We start from the raw sequence: 18,978 nt of genomic DNA, 5'->3' as shown, positions 1-18,978 counted from the left end.
ACGGCAGACGCGGGAAGGCGTCACGCGGCAGTTCCTGCGTCGGCCGCGACAACGAAGACGCTGTTGCGCGCCCGCGCGCTGTTCTGTATGCGAGTGACGAGGATGCCGATGGGTCATTCTCTCCCGCTCTGCGGGAGAGAATGACCGAGCTCGTCGACTGGATCCACATACGGCCCGGCGAGACGCCGAGCCGTACCGACCACGCGTTTCTTCTGACAGGGTGGGGTGCTGGCCAGATCCCGGCGGAGCTGATCACGCCTCAAGTCTCGGCATTGCTCCACATCGGAGGCAGCGTTCACGGCCTCCTCCCGGAGGGCGCGTGGCGTCCCGACCTGATCGTGGTTTCGGCACGGACGGCCAACGCCGTGCCGGTCGCCGAGTACGCCCTCGCCTGCGTGATCATGGCTGCCAAGCGAGCTACGCAGTTCGCGCATCGACTCCGTACCGGGGACGACTACTGGAGTCCCGCGGTTCGCTCCAACGCCGGGCTGTACGGCTCCCGCATCGGCATCGTCGGGCTGTCCGCGACAGGTCGACATCTGCTGAGCCTGATGCAGCATTTCGACGTGAGCATCTCTGTGTACGATCCGACAATCAGCGAGGAAGAGATCGCGTGCGCCGGCGCTGAACCTCGAGATCTCGACGAGCTCATCCGCTGGTGCGACATCCTGTCGCTCCATGCGCCATCCGTCCCCGTCACGCGCGGGATGATCAACGCCGCCCGCCTCGCGGCTCTTCGTGACGGTGCATCCGTGATCAACACCGCGAGAGGGGATCTGATCGACACCGAGGCGATAGCCTCCGAGTGCAGCAGCGGGCGCCTCTTCGCCTACTTGGATGTGACCGAACCTGAGCCCCTTCCACCCGACAGTGCACTGCCCACCCTGGAGAGTTGCTTCGTCACACCTCACATCGCAGGCGCGATGGGGCATGACATCCACCGGATGACCACGTTCATCCTCGAAGAACTGAGAAGAGTGATCGCGACGGGTTCCACGCCGCATGCCATCAGCCACTCCCAGCAGACGCTCCTCGCATGATCGCCGCCCCCGCCGAGAACACACCAGGGTCCTCCCGACCGACGATCGCTCGGTGGGGTGATTCGCTCACGCAACAGGGAGACGACGCTGGGCTTAGCGCGCTGACTCGCGCTGCCGTGCTGAATGCGGGCGTTGGCGGGGAGACATCGACGACGGTCGCTGCGCGCATGGGCGCCATCCCGATAACCGCTCACGTCTGCGGGAATTCGCATCCCCGTGAACATCTCATCTCATTCGTCTCACCCACAGGTTTTCGCCCGCTGCTGCAGGGAAGCGGCACGACGAACAGCCTGCTCGGTGGCTGGCTGGACGGGGTGCCCGGCGTGGTTTTCGCGCGCGACGACGTCGAAGGTGGATATGTCTTCGTCGCGGACGACGAATCGCCACCACCTTTCGCGGGGCACGCCGCCTACATTCCCTATGTGCACGATGCCTATCTCTCGAGCATCGGCGTGCTCTGGGTCGGTAGGAACAATTTCCGCGACGTCCGCACCGTGATCAGCGACCTTTCCGCGATGATCGCGAGGCTGAAGACCGGTCGTTTCCTTGTTCTAACCGTGTTACACGGCGGAGATGATCATCCCCGGTCGACAACCGGTCGAGCCATCACCACTCTCAACGCCGCGATCTCGATGACCTGGAAAGACCATGTGCTGGATGTGGATGAGGAACTGCGGCGCATCCACGCGGCACCGGGCGAGACAGCATCCGTGGTCCCGGCGCGCATCCGTAAGGACGCCGTGCACCTGACCGCGGAGGGCCAGGGCACGGTCTCAGAGCTCATCGCCGCTGCCTGTCGCCAACGGGGCTGGGTGTAGCCGCGAAGCTGTGACGGCCAGTAGTTCAGCGCGGGTCGCTCCGTTCGGACGGCCGTGAGGATGTGTCCAGCGCGTAGGCGGGCGCTCCCGTGCGCAAGTGCCGAGAGACCTTCACCCACTCGAGGTCCTCGGACAGGATTCCTCTCCAGGTGATATCCCGCGCTGCCCAGCCCCATGTCACCTGCTGCGACCGATCATGGCGCGTGTCATACGAGTTCCCGATCAACTGACACAGGAGGCTGTTGACGGATGCCGGCGGCCGGCGTAACGTACAACCAAATGGTTGTACGAAATGAGCTCAGCGATGACGAGATCGACCGCGTGTTCCACGCGCTCGCGGCGGCGACCCGGCGCGACATCCTGCGCCGGACGATCGACGGCGAGCACTCGGTCTCGGCCCTCGCCCGCGACTACGACATGTCGTTCGCGGCCGTCCAGAAGCACGTCACCGTGCTCGAGGCGGCGGGCCTCATCGTCAAGCGCGCCGAAGGGCGCGAACGCCTCGTCCGGGCGGATCCGGCGATGATCGCCCGCGCCCGCGCCCTGCTCTCGCGGTACGAGGAGCTGTGGCGCGCCCGCATCGATCGGCTCGATGCGCTGCTTTCCGAGCCGGCACCTGCCGCCGGCATCCATGACACAGACGACACACCCAACGAAGGAGAGTGACATGCCTGTCACCGATGTCACGACCGATCCCGAAGCGCTCACCATGACCCTCGTCGCGGACTTCGCGGCGCCGGTCGAGAGGCTGTGGTCGGCGTTCACCGACCCGCGCCAGCTCGAGCGGTTCTGGGGCCCTCCCGGCTACCCCGCCGCCTTCACCGAGTTCGACCTCACCGTCGGCGGACGCGCGAGGTACCACCTCACCAGCCCGAAGGGCGAGGAGTACCACGGGGTGTGGGAGTTCCTCGAGATCGACGGACCCCGCACCTTCACCGCACTCGACTCGTTCGCCGACGCGGACGGGACGGTGCTGGCCGACATGCCGACCTCGCGCATGGTGTTCACCTTCGACCGGACGGCCACCGGGTCGCGACTGGTCAACACGACGCACTTCGACTCGGCAGAGGCGCTGGAGAAGGTCGTCGCGATGGGCGCCGTCGAGGGTTCCACGATGGCCATCAACCAGCTCGACCGCGTGCTCGAAGGACTGCGCGCCTACGCCCAGGGCAAGGGCACGCAGACCGAGATCCTCGACGACCGGCACGTGCGCATCACGCGGCTCATCGAGGGCCCGATCGAGCTCGTGTGGCGGGCGCACCATGAGCCGGAGCTCCTGCAGCAGTGGCTGCTCGGCCCCGACGGCTGGCGCATGTCGGTGTGCGAGGTCGACCCCCGCGTCGGCGGGCACTACCGCTACCAGTGGCAGCCGCTCGAGGGGACCGACGGCGAGACGTTCGGCTTCGACGGCGAGACGCTCGTCATCGACGCCCCGCACCGGGCGGTGACGACCGAGCACATGACGGGCACCGACTTCCCCGCGACGCTCAACGACCTGAGCCTCTATGAAGAGGACGGCGCCACGCTCATCACGCTCGTGGTCGAGTACCCGGACGCCCAGACGCGCGACATCGTGCTCGCCACCGGCATGACCGACGGCATGGAGGCCAGCTATGCACGCCTGGAAGGAGTGCTCGCCGGGGTCTGACCCGGGCGAGCGGACGATGTCATGAGCGAGAAGACCATCACCACCCACGTGGTGGGAACCGGCGACGACGCGATCACGTACGACGTGCACGGAGACCTGGCCGCTGCCACCGCGGACCGCCCTGCCCTGTTCCTCTTCGCCGCGCCGATGGACGCGACAGGACTCGCGCTGCTCGCCGGGCAGTTCACCGATCGTCCCGTCGTGACGTACGACCCGCGCGGAGCCGGCCGCAACCCCGTCGGCACCGCCGATATCAGTGTCGAGCAGCACGCCGCCGACCTGCACCGCGTCATCCAGGCGCTGGGCGCCGGCGCCGTCGATGCGTTCGGGTCCAGCGGCGGCGCCGTGAACCTGCTCGGTCTGCTCGCCGCGCACCCGGACGACGTGCGGATCGCCGTCGTGCACGAGCCGCCGCTCGCCGAGCACCTGCCCGATCGCGACGCGGTGCTCGCGGTGATCGCCGACATGAAGCGCACCTATGCCGACCAGGGCGACGGTGCAGCGATGGCGAAGTTCATCCCGTTCGTCATGTTCGACGGTCAGGTGCCGGAGGACTACCTCGAGCAGCCCGCCCCGGACCCGGCGATGTTCGGGATGTCGGCGGTCGACGACGGCTCGCGGACGAACCCGCTCATCCGGAACATGCCGGCGCTCATCCAGTACCACGCCGACCTCGACGCCCTGCGCGGCCTCGGCGATCGCCTCGTGATCGCGGCGGGGGTCGAGTCGGGCGACACCCTGGCCGCGCGCGGCGCCCGCACGCTCGCCGCGGCGGTCGGCAGGCCCGTGACGGAGTTCCCCAGCCACCACGCCGGGTTCACCGACCAGCCGGGGTACCCGGGCGATCCGGAGGGTTTCGCCGACCGCCTGCGCACGGTCCTCGACGGCGCCTGACACGACGACGCTGACCGACGAGGGGCGGGATGCCGCGGCATCCCGCCCCTCGTCATGCCCGGGTGCGGTCAGCCCGGCCGCTTAGCATGGCGGCGTGGACTTCTCCTTCGCCTTCACGCCCGATCTGGTCGCCGTGTTCCTGACGCTGTTCGTGCTCGAGGTGGTCCTCGGCGTCGACAACGTCATCTTCATCTCGATCCTCGCGTCCAAGCTGCCGAAGGAGCAGCAGGCGAAGGCGCGCAACCTCGGCCTCACCCTCGCGATGCTGATGCGCATCGTGCTGGTGCTCTTCGCGGGGTGGATCGTGACGCTCAAAGAGGACGTGTTCTTCATCGGCGAGATGGGCTTCTCGTGGAAGGACCTCATCCTCATCGCCGGCGGTCTGTTCCTGGTCTACAAGGCCGTGACCGAGATCCACCACAAGCTCGAGGGCTCCGAGGAGGAGCACGGTGCCGGAGGACGCAAGGCCATCACGTTCGGCTCGGTCATCGCGCAGATCCTCGTCCTCGACCTCGTGTTCTCGCTGGACTCCGTCATCACCGCCGTCGGCATGACCGAGAACCTCGTCGTGATCATCACGGTCGTGGTGCTGTCGTTCGGCATCATGCTGTTCGCGTCGCGCTACATCTTCGCGTTCGTCAACAAGCACCCCACGGTGAAGATGCTGGCGCTGTCGTTCCTCCTGCTGATCGGCGTGTTCCTCATCGCCGAGGGCTTCGGCTTCCACATCGACAAGGCGTTCATCTACGGCCCCATGGCGTTCGCGATCTTCGTCGAGGCGCTGAACCTCTGGGCGGCCGCCGCGAAGGCCAAGCGCGAGCAGCGTCGCCGCAACCCCGTGCAGCTGCGCCCGCAGTACCCGGACGTGGACGAGTCGATCGCGGTCACGGCCGCGCTGTCGAAGGACCCGCACTCGGGGTCGGTGGGCCTGTCGTCGCGGCCGGTCGACGGCGACGCCGCCCCCGGCACCGACGAGCGCCACGGCCTGGGCTGACCGGGTCCCGGCCGCCGGCATCCACCCGCGTCAGGCGTTCTCGGCGCTGCGGCGGGCCCGACGGGCCTCGAGCTGAGATCCGATGCGCCGGCCGACGTGCAGCTGCACCCACAGCGTCGCGATGCCGGCGACGAACAGGCCCGCGAGGTTGACGAGCAGCTGCAGCAGGGCGCTGAAGGCCTCGTCCCACGCGCCGACGGCGAGCGTGAGGCCGATCGTCCCGACGGCCGGCACCGTCGTGATGGAGATGAAGACGCCGACCAGCGCCGACGACTTGGACGTCGTGAGCGACAGCACGCCCGCGATTCCCGCCAGCAGCGCGATCACGAACGACCAGGCGTCGGGGGCGATGATGAACTCGGTGAGCGGACCGGTCGTCGCCTGCTCGAATGTGAAGAGCCCGAACGCGTACACGATCGTCCAGACGCCCCACGCGATCGCCGCGCACAGCGCGAAGCCGCCGAAGAGCGTGACGGACGCCATGCCCGCGATGCCGCGCTTGCGCCGCACCACGGCGTAGCAGATGGCGGCGAGAGGGGCGAACTCGGGGCCCACCACCATCGCGCCGATGATGAGGATCGGCTGGTCGAGCAGGCGCCCGATGCCGGCGATGAGCGTCGCCAGCAGCAGGAACGCGAAGAAGCTCCACGAGGGTCGCGCGTCCTCGCGCGAGCGATCGGCGAGCTGCGCCCACAGCACGCCGTCGGCGGGATGACCCGGTGCCGCGCGTTCGGCGGCGGCCGCGGCATCCGACACCACCGCGATCGGCTCGCTCACCACGATCGATCCCTGCGCAGGCACCCCCGCGTGCCGAAGCATGCGCATGACGTTGTTGGCGTTCTCGCGTGCGAGCTCGAACAGGATGACGTCGCCCTGGCCGCCGCCCGCGCCGGCCGCGGGCAGGTGGACGACGTCGCTGACGGTGGGCTCGTCCCGGAGGCGCTCACACAGCTGCGTGGCCAGCTCGTGCGGCGCGGTGACGCGGACGGTGAGCATCAGGCGTCGACGACCAGGCGGTAGCCCATGCCGGACTCGGTCAGCAGATGCGCCGGGTGGCCCGGGTCGGCCTCGAGCTTCTTGCGCAACTGCGACATGTACAGGCGCAGGTAGCCGGTGTCGGCGACCTGCTCGGTGCCCCAGATGTCTTTCAGCAGCGCCTGGCGGGTGACGAGCGAGCCGGGGTTGCGCGCGAGGAACTCCAGGATCCGCCACTCCGTCGGCGTCAGGTGCACGCGCTCGCCGCCGCGGGTGACCGTCTTGGTCGACAGGTCGATGACGACGTCGCCGAAGCGGACGACGGGAGCAGTGGATGCCGCACCCGCACGCCGCGAGAGCGCCCGCAGCCGCGCGAGCAGCTCGTCGATCTGGAACGGCTTGCTGACGTAGTCGTCGGCTCCGGCATCCAGGGCCTCCACCTTGTCGGCGGAGCCCGTGCGTCCCGACACGACGATGATCGGCGCGGCGCTCCAGCCGCGCAGCGCCTCGATGACCTGGACACCGTCCAGCCGCGGCATGCCGAGGTCGACCATGACGATGTCGGGGTTCTCCTTCGCGGCGAGGGCGACAGCCGCGACGCCGTCGGGCGCGGCGATCACCTCGTAGCCGTGGGCGGCGAGGGTGATGCGCAGGGCGCGGACGAGCTGGGGATCGTCGTCGGCGATCAGGACCTTCACGAGACCGCCCCGCGGGGACGGGCGGACTCCGCCACCGGCAGCGCGACGACCATCGTGAGCCCTCCTCCAGGCGTGTCTTCGGGGGTGAGCGTACCGCCCATCCCCTCGGTGAACCCCTTCGACAGGGCCAGACCGAGACCGAGACCCGCGGTGTTGTCACTGTCGCCGAGGCGCTGGAACGGCGTGAACATGTCGTCGCGCCGCTCGGGCGAGACACCCGCGCCGTGGTCGACGATGCGGATCTCGGCGGTGCGGCCGAGGCGGCTCGTCGACACGCGCACACGCGCACCGGGCGGGGAATGCCGGGCGGCGTTCGCCATGACGTTCACCAGCACGCGCTGCAGGAGCACGGGATCGGCGCGGACCAGGGGCAGGTCGGGGTCGAGGGCGAGCTCGAACCGGTCGGGACCGCCCCCGAGCTCGTCGAGGGCCGACAGCACGATGCCGGCGCCGTCGACGTCGACGAGCGACACCGCGAGCACGCCGGCCTCGATCCGGCTGACGTCGAGCAGGTCGGTCACGAGGGCCGACAGCGTGGTGAGGGACTCGTCGGCGGTGGCCACGAGCTCTGCCCGGTCCTCGGGCGAGAGCTGCGGCCCCGCCGCGCGCAGCCCGCCGACAGCGGCGACGGCAGCCGCCAGGGGGCGGCGCAGGTCATGGCTCACCGCGGACAGCAGCGCGCTGCGCACCTGGTCGGTCTCGGCGAGCACGCCCGCGGTGCGCGCCGTGGCGGCGAGGTCGGTGTGCTCCAGCGCGGCGGCCAGCTGCGCGGCGACGGCGTCGACGAGGCGTCGCTCCGAGGCGTCCAGCGGGTGTCCGTGCAGCTCGAGGGTCGCGCGCGGGCTCCCGTCGATCGTGCGGCCGACGGCGACCGTCTCGTGCCGGCCGTCGCGGACGGGCTCACCGTCGGTCGCGATGACCCCGCCGTCAGGACCGATGAGGCGCACGCCCGCGAGCCCCAGCGACTCCCGCGTGCGGCTCACCATGGCAGGCACCGCCGACTCGCCGCGCAGGACGCTGCCGGCGACGGTCGCCAGCAGCTCGGCCTCGGCCTCGGAGCGCCGTGCCGCACGCGCGGCACGGGCGGCCCGGTCGACGACGAAGCTCACCAGCACGGCGATCACCACGTACAGGATGAGCGCCCACACGTTGCGCGGGTCGGCGATCGTGATCGTGTAGAGCGGGGGCGCGAAGAAGTAGTTGAGGGTGAACCCCGACATCACGGCGGCGAAGACGGCGGGCCAGATGCCGCCCACCAGCGCCACCAGCACCACGAGCAGCTGATACGCCAGCACGTCGGTCGTGATGGTCTCGTCGCTGCGGAACGACACCAGCAGCCACGTGAGCAGCGGGCCGCCCACGAGGGCCAGCGCGAAGCCCAGCATGCGGCGCTTGACGCTCAGGGCGCCGCCCGACAGGCGGGGGAGCGTGAAGCGGTCGCCGGCCGCGGAGTGCGTCACGATGTGGACGTCGATGTCGCCGGACTCCCGGATCACGGTGGCGCCGATGCCCGGCCCGGTGAGCGCCGCCGACAGCCGCCCGCGCCGGCTCACGCCGATCACCAGCTGCGTCGCATTGGCGGAGCGCGCGAACTCGACGAGCGCGCGCGGCACGTCGTCACCGACGACCTGGTGATAGCTGCCGCCCAGCGATTCGACGAGCGCCCGCTGCGCCGCGAGGGCCGTGGGGTTGCCCGATCGCAGCCCGTCCTGCGTCGACACGTGCACAGCCAGCAGCTCACCGCCCGCGGAGCGCGCGGCGATGCGCGCGCCGCGACGCAGCAGGGTCTCGCCCTCGCCGCCGCCGGTGAGGGCCACCACGACGCGTTCGCGCGCCTGCCATGCGCTCTGGATGCCGTGCTCGGCGCGGTAGGACTTCAGCGCGCTGTCGACCTCATCCGCCAGCCACAGCAGCGCGAGCTCGCGCAGCGCGGTCAGGTTGCCCAGACGGAAGTAGTTCGACAGCGCCGCGTCGATCCGCTCCGCCGGGTACACGAGCCCGGCCGACAGCCGGTCGCGCAGCGACTGCGGCGAGAGGTCGACGACCTCGACCTGGTCGGCGGCTCGGACGACGGCATCCGGAACCGTCTCACGCTGGGCGACCCCCGTGATCTTCTCGACGACGCCGCCGAGCGACTCGATGTGCTGCACGTTGACCGTCGTGATGACGTCGATGCCGGCATCGAGCAGCGTCTCGACGTCCTGCCAGCGCTTGGCGTGCAGCAGGCCGGGCGCGTTCGTGTGTGCGAGCTCGTCGACGAGGGCGATCTCGGGCGCACGCTCGAGCACGCCCTCGACGTCCATCTCGGTCAGGGCGACCCCGCGGTGCGTGACGGTGGTGCGCGGCACCACGGTGAGGCCCTCGGTCAGCGCGGCCGTCGCCGCTCGCCCGTGCGTCTCGACGACGGCGATGACGACGTCGCGTCCGTCGTCGGCCAGACGCCGGCCCTCTTCGAGCATCTCGTACGTCTTGCCGACGCCCGGCGCGGCGCCCAGCAGCACCCGCAGCCTGCCGCGCTTCATGCGGCCACCTTAGTTCCTCGCCGTCGCCGCGCTCGCCTGTCGCATCCGGTGCCCGACGGCCGCCATTCGCGACAGCGGAGCGTGCTCCCCCGCCGCTCGCCTGTCACGATGCGCGCGGTGGGCGCGTCGATCGTGACAGGGGAGCGGCGAAGAAGGGATGCCGCCAGCCGAGGGGTCCTCATCGGCCGAGCTCGTCCAGTGCGACGTTGAGCTCGAGCACGTTCACTCTGGGCTCGCCGAGGTAGCCGAGGTCGCGCTGCTGGATGTGCTGCTCCACGAGCGTCCGCACCGTGGACGCGTCGAGTCCGCGCGCCTCGGCGACCCGAGTCACCTGCAGCAGCGCGTAGGCGGGGCTGATGTGGGGGTCGAGGCCGGAGCCCGACGCCGTGACGGCGTCGGCGGGCACCTGCGAGGGGTCGACGCCCTCGCGCTCGGCGATCGCGGCGCGGCGCTCTTCGATCGCCGACACGAGGTCGGGGTTCTCGGGTCCGAGGTTCGAGCCGCTGGACGCGCCCGCGTCGTAGCCGTCGCCCGCGGCCGACGGGCGCGGCTGGAAGTACTCGGGCAGCGCGTTGCCCTCGGCGCCGGCGAACGTCTGCCCGATGAGGGCGGAGCCGACGGTGTCGCCGGCCTCGTTCTGCACGGCGGAGCCGTTGGCCTGCCACGGCAGGGCGAGCTGCCCGATGCCGGTGACCAGCAGCGTGTAGCCGACGCCGAGCACGAGCGTGAAGACGATCATGGCGCGCAGCGCGACGCCGGCGGTGCGGACGGTGGTGCGGGTGGTGGACATGCGTGTCTCCTGTCGGGCTCAGAAGCCGGGGATGAGGCTCACGACGAGGTCGATGAGCTTGATGCCGATGAAGGGCGCGATCACGCCGCCCAGCCCGTAGACGAGCAGGTTGCGGCTGAGGATCTGCGAGGCGCTCGCCGGGCGGTACTTCACGCCCCGCAGCGCCAGCGGGATGAGGAACACGATCACGACGGCGTTGAAGATGATCGCGCTCGTGACCGCGGATGCCGGCGAGCTCAGCTGCATCACGTTCAGTGCCGCGAGCCCGGGGAAGACGCCCATGAACATGGCGGGGATGATGGCGAAGTACTTGGCGATGTCGTTCGCGAGCGAGAACGTCGTGAGCGCGCCGCGCGTGATGAGCAGCTGCTTGCCGATGCGGACGATGTCGATGAGCTTCGTCGGGTCCGAGTCGAGGTCGACCATGTTGCCGGCCTCTTTCGCGGCCGACGTGCCGGTGTTCATCGCCACTCCGACATCCGCCTGTGCGAGGGCGGGCGCGTCGTTGGTGCCGTCGCCGGTCATCGCGACGAGGCTGCCTCCCCGCTGCTCCCGCGTGATGAGGGCGAGCTTGTCTTCGGGCGTGGCCTCGGCGAGGTAGTCGTCGACGCCGGCCTCCTTCGCGATCGCCGCTGCGGTCAGCGGATTGTCGCCGGTGATCATCACGGTGCGGATGCCCATGGCGCGCAGCTCGTCGAACCGCTCGCGGAGGCCGTCCTTCACGATGTCCTTCAGGTGCACGACGCCCAGCACGCTGCCGCCCCCGGCGCCAAGCGTCGCGACCACCAACGGCGTGCCGCCGGACTGCGCGATGGCGTCGGTCTCGCTCGTCAGCAGTGCGCGCGTGGAGGCCGGAACGGGGGATGCGGATGCCTCCAGCCAGGCCAGCACCGCTGACCCGGCGCCCTTGCGCACCTGGGTGCCGTCGGCGAGGTCCACACCGCTCATGCGCGTCTGGGCGGTGAACGGGACGACCGTCGAGCCCTCCGGTGCCTCGACGTGGATGCCGCGCGTGGCCGCCAGCTCGACCACCGAGACGCCCTCGGGCGTGGGGTCGGCCAGCGACGACACCGCGGCCGCGCGTGCGAGCTCGGCGTCGTCGACGCCCGGCATCGTGACGAAGTCCGATGCCCGCCGGTTGCCGTACGTGATGGTGCCGGTCTTGTCGAGGAGCAGCGTCGTGACGTCGCCCGCAGCCTCCACGGCGCGGCCCGACATCGCGAGCACGTTGCGCTGCACGAGGCGGTCCATGCCCGCGATCCCGATGGCCGACAGCAGCGCGCCGATCGTCGTCGGGATGAGGCACACCAGCAGCGCCACGAGCACCGGGATGCTGACCGGCGCGGCGGCGTACGACGCGATCGGGTTGAGCGTCAGCACGACGACGACGAACACGATCGACAGGCTTGCAAGGAGGATGCCGAGCGCGATCTCGTTGGGTGTCTTCTGCCGGCTCGCGCCCTCGACGAGCGCGATCATGCGATCCACGAAGGTCTCGCCGGGCTTCGAGGTGATGCGCACCACGATGCGGTCCGACAGCACGCGGGTGCCGCCGGTGACCGCCGAGCGATCGCCACCGGATTCGCGCACGACCGGCGCCGACTCTCCGGTGATCGCGGACTCGTCGACCGTCGCGATGCCGTTCACGATGTCGCCGTCGCCGGGGATCAGCTCGCCGGCCGACACCACGACGATGTCGCCGAGCCTCAGGTCGGCGGAGGGGACCTCGACGATCTCGGCGCGCCGGGCGGCGGCATCCACCGTCTCTTCGTACGCGGCGACGCGACGCGCCGTCGTCGACATGCGGGTCTTGCGCAGCGTCGCGGCCTGCGCCTTGCCGCGCCCCTCGGCGACCGACTCGGCGAGGTTCGCGAAGAGGACGGTGAGCCAGAGCCACACCGCGATGCCCCACGTGAACCCGAACGGCACCGTCGTGCCGCCCGAGGACTCGGGGCCGCCGAGGAACGGCTCCGCGACGGCGATCAGCGTGGTGAGGGCCGCGCCCACCCACACCAGGAACATCACCGGGTTGCGCCACAGCGCCGCCGGGTTGAGCTTGCGCAGTGCGCCGGGCAGGGCGGCCCACAGCTGCGCGGCGCTGAACGCCCGCGAGGAGGGCTTGCCACCGGTCGTTGAGCGAGCGGAGCGAGACGAAACGGAGCCCGAGACGGGCCCACCGAGGACCCCCTCGGTCGTTGAGCGGCCTTCGACAGGCTCAGGGGCCGGGCGAGACGAGACAGTGGACATGTCAGACGAGACCTTCCGCCAGGGGACCCAGCGTGAGAACGGGGAAGTAGGTGAGTGCGGTGACGACGACCGCGACGACGGCCAGGAGGCCGACGAACTGCGGGCGGTGGGTGGGCAGGGTGCCGGCGTTGGACGGCACGGACTCCTGCGCCGCGAGCGAGCCGGCCAGGGCCAGCACCAGCACGATGGGGATGAAGCGGCCCAGCAGCATCGCGACGCCGAGCGCCGTGTTCAGCCACGGCGTGTTCGCCGTGAGTCCCGCGAACGCCGAGCCGTTGTTGTTCGCGGCCGACGTGAACGCGTAGAGGACTTCGCTGAGGCCGTGGACGCCGGGGTTCCAGATCGACGTCGACTCGACGTCGGCGCGGATCGCCGGGATGCCGAAGCTCAGCGCCGTGCCGGCCAGCACCAGCGTGGGCGTCACGAGGATGTAGAGGCTCGCGAGCTTGATCTGCGTGGGGCCGATCTTCTTGCCGACGTACTCGGGTGTGCGTCCGACGAGGAGCCCGCCCACGAAGACCGCGATGACGGCGAGCACGAGCATGCCGTAGAGACCCGAGCCGACGCCGCCCGGCGCGATCTCGCCGAGCATCATGTTGATCATCGGGATCATGCCGCCCAGCGCGGTGTACGAGTCGTGCATCGAGTTGACGGCGCCGGTGCTCGTGAGCGTGGTGGCGCCGGCGAACAGGGTCGAGCCGAAGATGCCGAACCGCGTCTCTTTGCCTTCCATGGCGCCGCCCGCCAGCTGCGGGGCCGTGCCCAGCCCGAGTGCCTCGAGCCACGTGACGGCGATGATCGAGACGATCGCGATGGAGCCCATCACGGCGAGGATCGCGTACCCCTGGCGGTCGTCGCCGACCATCCGTCCGAAGGCGCGGGGCAGCGCGACCGGGATCGCGAGGATCAGCAGGATCTCCAGCACGTTCGACCACGGGGTGGGGTTCTCGAACGGGTGCGCGGAGTTGGCGTTGAAGAAGCCGCCGCCGTTGGTTCCCAGTTCCTTGATCGCCTCCTGGCTCGCGACAGGGCCGCCGGGGATCGACTGCGTGCCTCCGGCGACCGTCTGCACGTCCGTGAACCCGGCGAAGTTCTGCACGACGCCGGCCGTGATCAGCGCCACCGCGGCGATGAGGGCCAGCGGCAGCAGCAGGCGCGTGAGACCCCGTGTGAGGTCGACCCAGAAGTTGCCGATGGTCGCAGACCCGCGGCGTGCGAATCCGCGCACGAGGGCGACGGCCACCGCGATGCCGACCGCGGCCGACACGAAGTTCTGCACGGCGAGGCCCGCGAGCTGGACCGTGTAGCCCATGGTCACCTCGGGCGAGTACGACTGCCAGTTGGTGTTGGCGACGAACGACGCGGCAGTGTTGAACGCCAGACCCTCGGGCACGGCGGGAAGGCCCAGCGAGTACGGCAGCACGGCCTGCAGCCGCTGCAGCGCGTAGACGAACAGAACCCCCATGAGCGAGAAGACGAGCACGCCGCGCGCGTACGCCTGCCACGTCTGCTGGGAGTGCGGATCGACGCCGACGAGACGGTACACACCGCGCTCGACGCGCCAGTCCTTGTCCGACGTGAAGACGCGGGCGATCCCGTCGCCGAGCGGCCGGTAGAGCAGCGCGAGGATCAGCACCACGGTGGCGATCTGCAGGATGCCGGTCCAGATGGTCGCGGCATCCATCAGAACTTCTCCGGCTTCACGAGGGCGATCACGAGGTAGACGATCGCGGCGATGCCGAGTGCGGCCGCAAGGAGCGAGAAGACAGTCACAGCTTCTGCACCCCCTTCGCGATGAGCCCGACGAGCGCGAACAGCGCGACCGTCAGGGCGAGGTAGATGACATCGAGCACAGGGACTCCCGGTTGGCTTCGGCCCGCGGTGCAGCGGGCACCGTTCGATGCAACTCCCCGGTGGATGCCGCCACCGTCGTCCTCACGGAATACGAACGCCTCCGGCGGCCATGCTCACGCGACGCTGACGCCGCGCCGGAGCCGTGAGCACGGTCCGGGGCGTTTCGTCTCGCTTCGCTCGCTCAACGAGCGCAGCACCGGGCGTTGAGCGGAGGGCGCCCCAGCGCCCGCAGACGAAACGAGCGCAGCACCGGTCGTTGAGCGGAGGGCGCTCCAGCGCCCGCAGACGAATCGCCTCGGCTACGCGGGCGTCAGGCGCAGGATCGCGCACTCGGCCGCTGAGCGAGCGCCGGCGAGACGAAGCGTGGCGAGAACCGCCGCCGCCGCGAGAACCCGGTCGCTGAGCGAGCGCCAGCGAGACGAAGCGCTACTGCCGAGAAGCCGGGGGCCCGGTCAGGCGCGGGCGAGGGCGTCTTCGAACGCCACCCACGCGAGCATGGCGCACTTGACGCGGGCGGTGTACTTCGAGACCCCCGACAGCGCTGCGGCGTCGCCGAACACCTCTTCGTCCAGCGGCAGCTCTCCGCGCGAGCGCAGCGCCTCGCGGAAGCCCTCGACGAGAGTGGATGCCTCGGCCCGCGGCATCCTGCTCTCTTCTTCGAGCAGCGACACGAGCATCGAGGCGGACGCCTGCGAGATCGAGCACCCGGCGCCGTCCCAGGTGACCTCGGCCACCTCGGAGCCGTCGTCCGTCATGCGCACGCGGAGCGTGATCTCGTCGCCGCAGATGGGGTTGCGCTGGTGCGACGTTGCGGTGTGCGCGGCCTCGTCGGCGAGACCCTTGCCATGGGGGCGCTTGGAGTGGTCGAGGATGAGCTCCTGGTAGAGCGATTCGAGACCGTTCATGCGCCGACTCCGAAGAACGAGCGGACGCCCGACAGTGCGTCGAGGAAGACGTCGACGTCGTCCGCGGTGTTGTAGACCGAGGTGGATGCCCGCACCGACGCGGTCAGGCCGAACCGGCGGTGCAGCGGCTGGGCGCAGTGGTGCCCGACGCGCACCGCGACACCGCGGGCGTCGAGGAACTGCCCCACGTCGTGGGCGTGGACGCCCTCGACGTCGAAGGCCCACAGGCCGACGCGGTCGGCGCCCGGCGCATCGCCGAGGAGCCGGATGCCGTCCAGTTGTCGCAGCCCGTCGCCCAGGCGCGCCTCGAGCGCCTTCTCGTGCGCGTGGACCGCGGGCATGCCGAGGCCATCGAGGTAGCGCACGGCGGCGGCCAGCGCGATCGCCTGCGACACCGGCTGCGTGCCGGCCTCGAAGCGCTGCGGCGGCGCCAGGTACTGCGCCTCGTCGAGCGTGACGGTGGTGATCATCGAGCCGCCGGTGAGGAACGGCGGCAGCGCCTCGAGCACGTCGGCGCGTCCATAGAGGCCGCCGACCCCGTACGGGCCCAGCATCTTGTGGCCCGAGAACACCGCGAGGTCGACGCCGAGCGCCGGCAGGTCGAGCCGCAGGTGGGGCGCCGACTGGCACGCGTCGAGCACGGTCACCGCTCCGGCGGCCTGCGCCAGGGCGACGAGCTCGGCCACCGGGTTCACGATGCCGAGCACGTTCGACACGTGCGTGAATGCGACGACCCGTGTGCGCTCGCCGATGGTCGCGGCTGCCGCGTCGAGGTCGAGCGTGCCGTCGTCGCGCACCGGGATGTGCCGCAGCACGGCGCCCGTGCGTGCCGCGAGCTCCTGCCAGGGGATGAGGTTCGCGTGGTGCTCGGTCTCGGTCACCACGATCTCGTCGCCGGGGCGCAGCGCGAAGCGGGCGCTGGCGGGAGCGCCGCGGCCCACGCTCGCGTTGCCGATCGCGTACGCGACGAGATTGAGCCCGGCCGTCGCGCCGCTCGTCCACACCAGCTGCTCGGGCCGCGCGCCGACGAAGCCCGCGACGGTGGCCCGGGCGTCCTCGAACAGCTCGGTGGCCTCGGCGGCGAGCGTGTGCGCGCCGCGGTGCACGGCGGAGTTCGCGCGCGTCAGGAACGCCACCTCGGCGTCGATGACCGCCTGCGGCTTCTGGCTCGTCGCGCCCGAGTCGAGGTAGACCAGGCGCTCCCCGTTCACGCGTTCGCCGAGGATCGGGAAGTCGGCGCGCACGGCCTCCGCGTCGAGCGCGGCCGGCACAGTGGCGGGGACGGGTGCAGAGGTCACCCCTTAAGGCTACGCGGGATGCCGCCCGCCCGGGCCGTCGGTCCGCCGCGGCCGGCGGCATCCACTCACCAGCCCGTCAGGCGTTGCGCGAGACGTCGGCCGTCTCGCTGGGAGCCGGGGGACCGGCGGGGCGCACGACCCGGCGGCCGCGGCGCTCGACGGCGGGCACGGCGTGCTGGCCGGCGCGCCCGGCGCGCTCGTCGCCGGGCAGCACGCGCGAGCGGCGGCCGTAGATGAGCTCGGACGAGTCGAGCAGCCACGGCACGAGCGTGATCGACACGCCGTGCACCAGCATCAGCTGCTGTGCGATGCGTCGCGCCCTGCGGTTGTGCAGGAGGGTCTCCCACCAGTGGCCGACGATGTACTGCGGCAGGTACACGGTGACCACCGACGAGCCGTGCTCTTCGCGGTACTTGCGCACCCACTCGGCGATCGGCCCCGCGTACGTCCGGTACGGCGACTCGATGATCTTGAGCGGGATCGGCATGCGATGCCGGCGCCACTCGGCCTGGATGTCTTCGGTGTCGTCCTTCGAGACGGCGATGTGCACGGCGAAGGTCTTGTCGTGCTTGGCGGCGAGGGCGTAGTCGACGGCCTTGACGACGGGCTTCTGCAGTTTGTTGACGAGGATGATGGCGACGTCGCCCGATGAGCCGAAGTGGGTCTGGTCGTCCATCGCGATCTCGTGCTCGACGTCGCGGTAGTAGCGGTGGACGCCGACCATGAGGAACGAGAGCACGGGAATGGCGAGGAACACCAGCCACGCGCCGTGCGTGAACTTCGTGATCGTGACGATGACGAGCACCGACGCCGTCATGGTGGCTCCGAGCGAGTTGATGAACAGGCCCTTGCGCAGGCCGAACAGCTCCCCGCGCACGCTCTGCGAGCCGCGCTGGTCGGCGGGCAGCCGGCCGATCTCGCGGATGCCCCGCCGCCAATGGCGGATCATGCCGATCTGGCCGATCGTGAACGACACGAAGACGCCGATGATGTACAGCTGGATGAGGTTCGTGAGGTTGGCCTGGTAGACGATCAGCACGCCGATGGCGATGAGGCCGAGGATGATCATGCCGTTCGAGTACACGAGGCGGTCGCCGCGGGTGTTGAGCGCCTTCGGCGCGTAGCCGTCGCGCGCGAGCACCGACCCGAGCAGCGGGAACCCGTTGAACGCCGTGTTGGCCGCCAGCAGCAGCACGACAGCCGTGGCCGCCTGGATGATGAAGAACGGGATGGAGTTCATGCCGAACACGGCAGACGACACCTGGGCCATGAGGCTGGGCTGGGGGTTGCTGCAGTCGAAGCCGATGAGGTCGCAGGGGTTCTCGGCGTAGTGGACGCCCGACACCAGGGCGATCGCGGTCAGGCCGGTGAACAGCAGGATCGCGATGCCGCCCATCATCGCGAGCGTGGTCTGCGCGTTCTTGACCTTGGGCCGGCGGAAGGCCTGCACGCCGTTCGAGACCGCCTCGACGCCGGTCAGCGCGGAACAGCCGCTCGAGAACGCGCGCAGCACGAGCAGGATGACCGCGGCCTGCGTGATGTCCTGCGTCTCGACCGCGTACTGCGCGCTCGAGGCGACGGGCGCGTTGCCGGTCGCGATCTCGATGAGGCCCACGATGATCATGAGCCCGACCGATCCGATGAACACGTAGGTGGGGATCGCGAACGCGCGGGATGCCTCCCGCACGCCTCGCAGGTTGACGATGACGATCAGGATGACGAAGCCGACCGCCAGCTCCACGCGCCACGGATTGAGCCCGGGCAGCGCCGAGATGATGTTGTCGACACCGGACGCCACCGACACCGCGACCGTGAGGACGTAGTCGACGAGCAGGGCCGACGCCACGATCACGCCGGGGATCTCACCGAGGTTCTTGCGCGCGACCTCGTAGTCGCCGCCGCCCGACGGATACGCCTTGATGAGCTGGCGGTAGCTGATCACCACGACGACGAGCAGCACGACGACGGCGGCCGCGATCCACGGCGCGAAGGCGAGGAACGCCAGGCCGCCGGTCAGCAGGATGAGCAGCAACTCCTGCGGGGCGTAGGCGACAGACGACAGCGCGTCGGACGCGAAGATCGGCAGCGCCATCTTCTTGGGCAGCAGGTGCTCGTCGGAGTCTGTCGAGGCGAGCGGGTCCCCCAGGATGAGACGCTTTGCGATCGGCGCCTCGTCCACCGACTGCTCGCGGCTTTCGTTCGTCACGGCGGGCGATATTACGCGCATGGATTCCGTGAGGACGCATCCGGACGGGCATCCTCACGGAATCCATACGGCGACCTCCTCTGAGAGAC

16 protein-coding genes are annotated in these 18,978 nt (G+C 70.2%); 6 read left to right on the top strand and 10 right to left on the bottom strand.

The window, feature by feature from the left end:
* Positions 1-140: 140 nt before the first annotated feature.
* The 6 genes from JNB62_RS02270 (at position 141) to JNB62_RS02245 (ending at position 5,394) form a co-directional block, all read left to right on the top strand.
* On the top strand, positions 141-1,040 hold the full coding sequence (locus tag JNB62_RS02270) for a hydroxyacid dehydrogenase (protein ID WP_220299264.1): 900 nt from the start codon (positions 141-143) through the stop codon (positions 1,038-1,040).
* Positions 1,037-1,858 carry a hypothetical protein gene (locus JNB62_RS02265; protein WP_220299263.1) on the top strand — a complete coding sequence of 274 codons (822 nt, stop codon included), beginning with the start codon at positions 1,037-1,039 and terminating at the stop codon, positions 1,856-1,858. Before JNB62_RS02270 ends, JNB62_RS02265 begins: the two co-directional genes overlap by 4 nt.
* Before the next feature lie 279 nt (positions 1,859-2,137).
* Positions 2,138-2,524 (top strand): ArsR/SmtB family transcription factor, encoded by a 387-nt coding sequence (locus tag JNB62_RS02260; protein ID WP_220299262.1) that lies wholly within the window; start codon positions 2,138-2,140, stop codon positions 2,522-2,524.
* 1 nt (position 2,525) lies between these two features.
* Positions 2,526-3,506, top strand: coding sequence for an SRPBCC family protein (locus JNB62_RS02255; protein ID WP_220299261.1), 981 nt, complete (start codon positions 2,526-2,528; stop codon positions 3,504-3,506).
* A gap of 21 nt (positions 3,507-3,527) precedes the next feature.
* Complete coding sequence (locus tag JNB62_RS02250; RefSeq protein ID WP_220299260.1) at positions 3,528-4,400, top strand: alpha/beta fold hydrolase; 873 nt, start codon at positions 3,528-3,530, stop codon at positions 4,398-4,400.
* Positions 4,401-4,494: 94 nt separating this feature from the next.
* The gene (locus tag JNB62_RS02245) at positions 4,495-5,394 is read left to right on the top strand and encodes a TerC family protein (protein ID WP_220299259.1); all 900 of its coding nucleotides are present in this window, start codon (positions 4,495-4,497) and stop codon (positions 5,392-5,394) included.
* Positions 5,395-5,424: 30 nt separating this feature from the next.
* Here JNB62_RS02245 and JNB62_RS02240 read toward each other — a convergent pair whose 3' ends face one another.
* The 10 genes from JNB62_RS02240 to JNB62_RS02195 form a co-directional block, all read right to left on the bottom strand.
* Positions 5,425-6,390: a DUF389 domain-containing protein gene (locus JNB62_RS02240; protein WP_220299258.1), complete on the bottom strand. Its 966-nt coding sequence runs from the start codon at positions 6,388-6,390 to the stop codon at positions 5,425-5,427.
* On the bottom strand, positions 6,390-7,067 hold the full coding sequence (locus JNB62_RS02235; protein ID WP_220299257.1) for a response regulator: 678 nt from the start codon (positions 7,065-7,067) through the stop codon (positions 6,390-6,392). The genes JNB62_RS02240 and JNB62_RS02235 overlap by 1 nt, the downstream gene beginning before the upstream one ends.
* The gene (locus JNB62_RS02230; RefSeq protein WP_220299256.1) at positions 7,064-9,589 is read right to left on the bottom strand and encodes a sensor histidine kinase; all 2,526 of its coding nucleotides are present in this window, start codon (positions 9,587-9,589) and stop codon (positions 7,064-7,066) included. Before JNB62_RS02230 ends, JNB62_RS02235 begins: the two co-directional genes overlap by 4 nt.
* Before the next feature lie 178 nt (positions 9,590-9,767).
* Positions 9,768-10,379, bottom strand: coding sequence for a potassium-transporting ATPase subunit KdpC (gene kdpC, locus JNB62_RS02225; protein WP_220299255.1), 612 nt, complete (start codon positions 10,377-10,379; stop codon positions 9,768-9,770).
* A gap of 18 nt (positions 10,380-10,397) precedes the next feature.
* Positions 10,398-12,626, bottom strand: coding sequence for a potassium-transporting ATPase subunit KdpB (gene kdpB / locus JNB62_RS02220; RefSeq protein WP_220299254.1), 2,229 nt, complete (start codon positions 12,624-12,626; stop codon positions 10,398-10,400).
* A 1-nt stretch (position 12,627) separates the two neighbouring features.
* Complete coding sequence (kdpA, locus tag JNB62_RS02215; RefSeq protein ID WP_220299253.1) at positions 12,628-14,310, bottom strand: potassium-transporting ATPase subunit KdpA; 1,683 nt, start codon at positions 14,308-14,310, stop codon at positions 12,628-12,630.
* Complete coding sequence (locus JNB62_RS19515) at positions 14,310-14,399, bottom strand: potassium-transporting ATPase subunit F (protein ID WP_220299252.1); 90 nt, start codon at positions 14,397-14,399, stop codon at positions 14,310-14,312. The genes kdpA and JNB62_RS19515 overlap by 1 nt, the downstream gene beginning before the upstream one ends.
* A 533-nt stretch (positions 14,400-14,932) precedes the next feature.
* The gene (gene sufU / locus JNB62_RS02205) at positions 14,933-15,385 is read right to left on the bottom strand and encodes a Fe-S cluster assembly sulfur transfer protein SufU (protein ID WP_220299251.1); all 453 of its coding nucleotides are present in this window, start codon (positions 15,383-15,385) and stop codon (positions 14,933-14,935) included.
* Positions 15,382-16,683: a SufS family cysteine desulfurase gene (locus JNB62_RS02200; RefSeq protein ID WP_220299250.1), complete on the bottom strand. Its 1,302-nt coding sequence runs from the start codon at positions 16,681-16,683 to the stop codon at positions 15,382-15,384. Before JNB62_RS02200 ends, sufU begins: the two co-directional genes overlap by 4 nt.
* A 76-nt stretch (positions 16,684-16,759) precedes the next feature.
* Positions 16,760-18,910 (bottom strand): APC family permease, encoded by a 2,151-nt coding sequence (locus JNB62_RS02195; RefSeq protein WP_220299249.1) that lies wholly within the window; start codon positions 18,908-18,910, stop codon positions 16,760-16,762.
* Between the last annotated feature and the right edge of the window lie 68 nt (positions 18,911-18,978).

It is taken from the genome of Microbacterium jejuense, assembly GCF_019511665.1.
Lineage (GTDB): Bacteria > Actinomycetota > Actinomycetes > Actinomycetales > Microbacteriaceae > Microbacterium > Microbacterium jejuense_A.
The sequence above is the reverse complement of the archived record's forward strand: the minus strand, read 5'-3'. Positions and strand labels throughout refer to the sequence as shown.